At 67.1% G+C, this 5733-nt stretch carries 8 protein-coding genes; 1 reads left to right on the top strand and 7 read right to left on the bottom strand.

Annotated elements, in window-relative coordinates:
- Window positions 1-157: 157 nt before the first annotated feature.
- Window positions 158-1573 carry an Nramp family divalent metal transporter gene (locus V7E09_RS14050; RefSeq protein WP_324523575.1) on the top strand — a complete coding sequence of 472 codons (1416 nt, stop codon included), beginning with the start codon at window positions 158-160 and terminating at the stop codon, window positions 1571-1573.
- On the opposite strand, the gene V7E09_RS14045 is transcribed toward V7E09_RS14050, so the two are convergent.
- Genes V7E09_RS14045 through rpmH form a run of 7 tightly spaced genes read right to left on the bottom strand, consistent with a single transcriptional unit; the run spans window position 1566 to window position 5299 of the window.
- The gene (locus tag V7E09_RS14045; protein ID WP_324512426.1) at window positions 1566-2255 is read right to left on the bottom strand and encodes a FadR/GntR family transcriptional regulator; all 690 of its coding nucleotides are present in this window, start codon (window positions 2253-2255) and stop codon (window positions 1566-1568) included. The two genes, V7E09_RS14050 and V7E09_RS14045, sit on opposite strands and share 8 nt — an antisense overlap.
- Entirely contained in the window at window positions 2252-2893 is a 642-nt protein-coding gene (rsmG, locus tag V7E09_RS14040) for a 16S rRNA (guanine(527)-N(7))-methyltransferase RsmG (protein WP_324512427.1), read from the bottom strand. The genes V7E09_RS14045 and rsmG overlap by 4 nt, the downstream gene beginning before the upstream one ends.
- A gap of 3 nt (window positions 2894-2896) precedes the next feature.
- The gene (locus tag V7E09_RS14035; RefSeq protein ID WP_324523574.1) at window positions 2897-3457 is read right to left on the bottom strand and encodes a Jag family protein; all 561 of its coding nucleotides are present in this window, start codon (window positions 3455-3457) and stop codon (window positions 2897-2899) included.
- Between the two features lie 29 nt (window positions 3458-3486).
- Window positions 3487-4542 carry a membrane protein insertase YidC gene (gene yidC / locus V7E09_RS14030; RefSeq protein ID WP_324512436.1) on the bottom strand — a complete coding sequence of 352 codons (1056 nt, stop codon included), beginning with the start codon at window positions 4540-4542 and terminating at the stop codon, window positions 3487-3489.
- A 22-nt stretch (window positions 4543-4564) separates the two neighbouring features.
- The gene (gene yidD / locus V7E09_RS14025) at window positions 4565-4804 is read right to left on the bottom strand and encodes a membrane protein insertion efficiency factor YidD (protein WP_324512434.1); all 240 of its coding nucleotides are present in this window, start codon (window positions 4802-4804) and stop codon (window positions 4565-4567) included.
- The gene (rnpA, locus tag V7E09_RS14020; RefSeq protein ID WP_324512435.1) at window positions 4801-5142 is read right to left on the bottom strand and encodes a ribonuclease P protein component; all 342 of its coding nucleotides are present in this window, start codon (window positions 5140-5142) and stop codon (window positions 4801-4803) included. The genes yidD and rnpA overlap by 4 nt, the downstream gene beginning before the upstream one ends.
- 19 nt (window positions 5143-5161) lie before the next feature.
- Window positions 5162-5299, bottom strand: coding sequence for a 50S ribosomal protein L34 (rpmH, locus tag V7E09_RS14015; protein ID WP_129458327.1), 138 nt, complete (start codon window positions 5297-5299; stop codon window positions 5162-5164).
- Window positions 5300-5733 lie beyond the last annotated feature (434 nt).

Below are 5733 nucleotides of genomic sequence, written 5' to 3'. Positions count from 1 at the left end.
TCTCTTTAGCGTTTGATCGTTTATGGCCATGGAGACCAGGCCGCACCGGGCCCTGCGCCCTCAGCGGCAGATTCCCGTCTGCTGAATCGTATGATGTAATCCTTTCAACACACCACCGCTGCGGGCACAGGTGCCCCTCGCACGAACGAAAGAGCTCATGAGCACTTCCGACAACACCGCCTCCCTCGACGCGTCCCCCACGGACGCCTACCTCCTCGACGAACGCAGGATCCAACAGCCGCCCACCACCATGCGCGGGCGTCTGAAGTACCTCGGCCCCGGCATGGTGACCTCCGCCGCCGTCGTCGGCTCCGGAGAGCTCCTCACCGCCACCACCCTCGGCGCCCAGGTCGGCTTCATGCTGCTGTGGCTCGTGCTGCTGTCCACCTTCGTCAAGGTGGCCGTCCAGATCGAGCTCGCCCGCTGGTCGATCTCCACCGGCAAGGCCGCCATGACCGGCTACGACCAGGTCCCCCCGAAGATCGCCGGCCGCGGCTGGATCTCCTACGTCGGCCTCCTGATGTTCCTGCAGATCCTCATCGGCCAAGGTGGCGTCCTCGGCGCCGCAGCCCTGGCGATGTCCATGCTGCTGCCGGTCGGCGGAGACCCCCTCTCCCCACTCTCCCTCGCCGTGTGGATCGTCGTGATGGTGATCCTCGCCATCGCCATCCATGCCGCCAACAAGTACGACATCGTGGAGCGGGTCTCCACCATCCTGGTCGTCCTCGTCACCGTCCTGGTCATCTTGATGGTGTTCGGCGTCCAGTTCACCCCCTTCGCCTGGACAGCAGGCGACCTTGTCTCCGGCATGCGCTTCCAGATCGCTGCGGGCGCGATGGGCGTCGCCCTGGCCATGTTCGGTCTGACCGGTGTCGGCGCGGGAGAGATCACCGCCTACACCTATTGGGTCGTCGAAAAGGGCTACGCGGCCTGGACCGGCCCCAACGACGGTTCACAAGCCTGGGCCGACCGCGCCCGCGGCTGGATCAAGGTCATGCAGGTCGATGCCTGGGTCTCGTGGGTGATCTACACCATCTCGACGGCCGCCTTCTACATCCTCGGCGCCGCTGTGCTGAATCCCCAGGGGCTCACCCCCAAGGGCAACGATGTGCTCTCCACCATCTCCCGCATCTTCACCGACACCCTCGGCGGATGGGCCGGCGCGGTCTTCCTCGTGGGCGCCGCGATCGCGCTGTTCAAGACGATCCTGGCCAACGCCCCCGGCTTCGCCCGGCAGGTCAGCAACACCCTCGCCGTCTTCCATGTGATCGACTGGGCCAACCCGGTCCAGCGCGACCGCTGGATGCGGGCCCTCGTCATCGGCCTGCCGGTCGCCTGGGGCCTGTTCGCCATCGCGATCCAGTCCCCCCTGGCCATGGTGCTCATCGCGGGCGTCGGCAATGCCATCTTCCTGATGGCCGTCGTCATCGCGACGCTGTACCTGAACAAGACCGAGACGGACCCCCGCATCAAGGGCAAGACCGCCTGGAAGATCTACCTGTTCGTGTCCTGCATCGCCGTGTTCGCGGTGGGCGGGCTCGGCCTGTGGGATCAGTTGCAGAAGATCATGTGATCTCGCCGGTCACCACGGTGACCAACGACGTGGCGGCTGCCACCGCGGCCGCCACGTCGCCCACCTTGATCGCCTCGGCGAGCGCGATGTGGTGATGCAGGTTCGCCGTGTCGGGCTGCGCCGGCGTCAAACCTTCGTCGTTCCGACCCACCAGGCAGGCGGTCAACGTCGGCACCAACGCCACGAAGGCCGGGTTCGATGAGGCAGCCATGACCGTCGCGTGGAACTCCACGTCCGCCGCCAGGAAGTCCTCGCTGTCCCCCAACTCCCGGCCGCCTAGATCCGCCATCAACGCGGCGGTCCTCACCAGCCGGTCGCTCTGCTCGCGCGACGCCCGCTGGGCGGCCAGCGCGGCGGCCTGCGGCTCCAACGCGGCCCGCAGCTCCGTGAACGCCCGCAGATGAGCGGCCTGATTCGGTCCCGACAGCTGCCAGCGGATGAGGTGCGGATCCAGGGTGTTCCAGGACGAGGAGGGCTGCACGGTGCACCCGATACGCCGGCTGTTGCGCACCATCCCCAGGCTCTCCAGGACTCGAATCGCTTCGCGCGCGACCGAACGGGACACCGCGAACTCGCTCTCGACCCACGCCGTCGTGAACCGATGACCTGCGGGGGGATCCCCGGCGACCAGGCGGCTCCCCAACTCCTCGACGAGACGTCCGTGGAGAAACTGCTCCGTCACCGCCGTGCCCGACGGCACAGCACCAGCCAGGTGGGCTCGGCGTCCGGGTAGGCGCGCTCCGGATGCACGTCCGCGACCAGGCCGCGCTTGCGCAAGGCTCCGCGCGACTCCTCGACCTCACGTGCGGCCGAGGAGCCCTTCAAGGCGACGATCCGTCCGTCAGGCTCCATCAACGGCTCACACCACTGGACCAGCTTCGGCAAAGCCGCCACCGCGCGTGACGTCACGACGTCGTACCGCCCTCGGTGCACCAACGGATCCTGGTCGGACGCCTGTGAGGCGCGCCCGCGGATCACGCGCACCCGGTCTCCCAGACCCAGTTCGTCGACCACCTCGACGAGGAACGTGGCTCGTCGCTGCAGCGGCTCCAGCAGCGTGACCCGCAGGTCCGGACGCGCGATCGCCAGCGGGATGCCCGGAAGTCCGGCCCCCGAGCCCACGTCGACGACCGTCGCATCCTCGGGCACCAACGCGGACACCGCCACACTGTTGAGGACGTGCCGCTCCCAGATCCGGTCCACCTCGCGCGGACCGATCAGCCCCCACTCGACGCCGCGGGAGGCGAGCAGATGAGCGTAGGCGGACGCCGTATCGACGTCCGCCCCGAAGAGGTCACCGGCGACAGCCGGCGTCTGCATGGCTCAGGCCTTCGGCAGCACGACCACGCGGCGACGGGGCTCCTCGCCCTCGGACTCGCTCGACAGGCCGGCGGCCGCGACCGCGTCGTGCACGATCTTGCGCTGGTAAGGATTCATCGGGCTCAGGCGCACCGGCTCACCCGTGCTCTGCACGTCGGCGATCGCGTCGCCCGCAAGGTCCTGAAGCTGACGGCGCTGCTTGTCCCGGTAGCCGGCGATGTCGAGCATCAGTCGGCTGCGATGCCCCGTCTCGGTCATGACGGCCAGGCGGGCGAGCTCCTGCAGGGCGTCCAGCACCTCACCGTCCTTGCCGACCAGCACCTCGGCGTCGGTGATGACCGACACGTGGGCCCGGCCGGACTCGTTGAAGGTGTCGATGTCGCCGTCCAAGTCGGCGATGTCGAGCAGTTCCTCCAGGTAGTCGGCCGCGATCTCGCCCTCGTTGTTCAGGGCCTCCTCGCGCTTGCTGACCTTCGGGGAATCCGCGTCGGCATCGACGGGCTCCTCGACAGCGGCCACCTCAGCCTCGACGACCTCGACCACGTCGGGTTGTTCCTCACTCATGTTCGTTCACTTCCTCATGGGGAAGGGCCTCAGGAACGGGGCCCTTGCTTGCGGGTGGCGCGCGATCCCTTCGTCGGCTGCTGCCGACGGACGCGCTGCTTGCCCGATCCGTCATCGGTCGCCGAGGCGTCCGAATCTGCGGATGTGGGGTCGATGTTGGTGTTCGTCGCGGACGCATTCTGCCGGGCGACCTTCGTCGTGTCGCCAGCCACGGCCGGAGCCTTCGTCTTGCGCATCTTCGCGCGACGTTCGGCCAGGATGGCGTCGGGATCCTTGCCCCGGGCGCGCATCCGATCTTCCCAGTCGAGGAACGCCGGCGTCCCGGGCGTCGGGTTGTTGTGGATCAGGATGTACTGCTGACCCAGTGTCCACAGGTTCGAGGCGAACCAGTAGATCATGACGCCGATGGGGAAGTTCACGCCGGTGAACAGGTAGATCGCGGGGAAGAGGTACAGCATCATCTTCTGCTGCTGCGCCATGGGCCCGGTGAGCGCCTCGGGAGGCATGTTCTTGCGGGTCATCTGCAGCTGGGTGATGAACAGCGTCACCGTCATGCCGATGATGAGGAACACGGCCACGAAGAACGTGGAGTTGAAGTTGGTCAGCCCGTTGTTGCTCAGGGTCGCCGAGATCTCCGCGCCGAACACGCGGGCGTGCTGCAGCGAACCGACCAGTTCGGGGTTCTGCTCGAAGAAATAGCCCTTGGCCTGGCCGTGCGCCGCGCCGTTGAGCACATAGAACAGGCCCAGGAAGATCGGCATCTGGATCAGCAGCGGCAGGCACGAGGCGGCAGGGTTGACGCCCTCCTCGCGGTAGAGCTTCTGCATCTCCTCGGCGAGCTTGTTCCGGTCGTTGCCGTACTTCTCCTGCAGGGCGCGCGTCTTCGGCGCGACCAACTGCATAGAGCGAGAGCTGTTGATCTGCTTGACGAACAGCGGAATCATCAGCATGCGGACGACGACGGTCAGCGACACGATCGCCAGCGCCCACGTCCAGCCGGACTCGCTGTCCAACACTTGGCTGTAGAGCCAATGGAAGCCGACCAGAATGCCGGACATCGCGGCATAGATCGGCTGCATGATCATGTCCAGGAAGCCGAGAATCCCGTCAAACACGCTGCACCTTCTGTGCGTCAGTGGCCGGCACGGGGTCATAGCCCCCGAGCGACCAGGGATGGCAGCGCACGAGGCGCTTCATGGTCAGCCACGTGCCCTTGACGGCTCCATGCATCCGGACGGCGTCCAGAGCGTAGGCCGAGCACGTGGGGTGAAACTTGCACACGTTCCCGTACAGCGGGCTGATGACCGCGCGGTAGGCCTTGAGCAGGCCGATCAGGACGTACTTCATCGGGTCACACCCAGCTTGCCCAGCGCGGACGCCCACGCCTGGCCCAAGTCCTCGGCCAGGTGTCCGGCGGCGGCAGGCGGCAGCGCCCGCACCACGACGGCCACACCGATCGGGGTGTGCGCGAGCTCGCCCGCGACCAAGTGCCGGAGTTGGCGCTTGACCCGGTTACGGGTCACGGCGTTGCCAACCGCCTTGGACACCACGAACCCGGCTCGACTCGCCTGAGTCGGCGTAGCTCGTGCGTGTATTACCAGGGCATGGCGACCCGCCCGGACACCCTGACGCACCACGGAACGGAACTCGTCCGAGGTGCGCAGTCTGTGTTCGGCGGGCAACACCGCTGCGGTGGTTCTGTCGTCAGCCGGCGAGGCGGACGCGGCCCTTGCGGCGGCGCGCGGCCAGAATGCTGCGTCCGGCGCGCGTCCGCATGCGCAGACGGAACCCATGGGTGCGGCTGCGACGCCGGTTGCTCGGCTGGAAAGTGCGCTTGCTCACGCCTGTTCTCCCTCGTGATCACGGTCTGATCGGATCGACTGGACCCACAGTGGACCCAGGCATCGCCAAAGACGACGACTACCCAACGATACGCGGAGGCGTCCCCTGGGAGCAAACCGAACGGTTCCAGGGCGGCACGTCGAGCCGACACGCCGAGAGCAGCGGGATTCGAACACGGAATCAAATCGGCTCGGTTGCCGGTCGTCACCCACAGGACTAGCGTGACTCCCCACGAGGAGGCCACGTCCGGGGACGTCTTCGTGTACGTTGTCCACACCTGTGGATGACGATTGTGGACACATCGTCCCTAGAACCCGGCGTATTGAGGAGAGTGTGATGGCCGACGACGCCACCCTCGCCTCGGCATGGGCCCATGTCATCGACTCCGCCCCCACGCCCGTGAAGGTCTGGGTGAAGGCAGCCAAGCCGCTGGC

This window comes from Propioniciclava sp. (genome assembly GCF_036744435.1).
Classification (GTDB): Bacteria; Actinomycetota; Actinomycetes; order Propionibacteriales; family Propionibacteriaceae; genus Propioniciclava.
This window is presented reverse-complemented; position numbering and strand designations above follow the sequence as displayed.

Excerpts from the sequence above, each read along its gene's own strand:
- V7E09_RS14050 (WP_324523575.1), top strand. The coding sequence starts at position 158 with ATGAGCACTTCCGACAACACCGCCTCCCTCGACGCGTCCCCCACGGAC.
- rsmG (WP_324512427.1), bottom strand. The coding sequence starts at position 2,893 with ATGCAGACGCCGGCTGTCGCCGGTGACCTCTTCGGGGCGGACGTCGAT.
- V7E09_RS14035 (WP_324523574.1), bottom strand. The coding sequence starts at position 3,457 with ATGAGTGAGGAACAACCCGACGTGGTCGAGGTCGTCGAGGCTGAGGTG.
- yidC (WP_324512436.1), bottom strand. The coding sequence starts at position 4,542 with ATGATCATGCAGCCGATCTATGCCGCGATGTCCGGCATTCTGGTCGGC.
- yidD (WP_324512434.1), bottom strand. The coding sequence starts at position 4,804 with ATGAAGTACGTCCTGATCGGCCTGCTCAAGGCCTACCGCGCGGTCATC.